The 392-nt window shown below is 61.0% G+C and carries 1 protein-coding gene; it reads left to right on the top strand.

Translation table 11 applies throughout. The features are described from left to right. Nucleotides 1-392 (top strand): ATP-binding cassette domain-containing protein (locus tag B3873_RS06395; protein WP_286864723.1); only part of this gene is annotated, 392 nt, incomplete at both ends.

Below are 392 nucleotides of genomic sequence, written 5' to 3'. Positions count from 1 at the left end.
TCGGCCCCAACGGCGCCGGCAAGAGCTCGATGATCAACGTCATCAACGGCGTCTACCATCCGCAGAAGGGCAGCATTCTCTATCGCGGTCAGCCGCGCCTGGGCATGCATCCCAGCAGCATCGCGCGCCAGGGCATTGCTCGTACCTTCCAGAACATCGCGCTCTTCAAGGGCATGACCGTGCTGGACAACATCATGACGGGCCGCAACACCAAGATGCGCTCGGGACTGTTTTCCAATGCGCTGTGGTGGGGCGCGGCCCGCAACGAGGAAATCGAACATCGGCGGAAAGTCGAAGAAGTGATCGATTTCCTTGAAATTCAGCACATCCGCAAAACCCCGGTGGGACGCCTGCCGTACGGCCTGCAAAAGCGCGTGGAACTGGCGCGCGCA

It is taken from the genome of Herbaspirillum sp. UBA812, assembly GCF_002296545.1.
Taxonomy (GTDB): Bacteria; Pseudomonadota; Gammaproteobacteria; order Burkholderiales; family Burkholderiaceae_D; genus Herbaspirillum; species Herbaspirillum huttiense.
The sequence above is the reverse complement of the archived record's forward strand: the minus strand, read 5'-3'. Positions and strand labels throughout refer to the sequence as shown.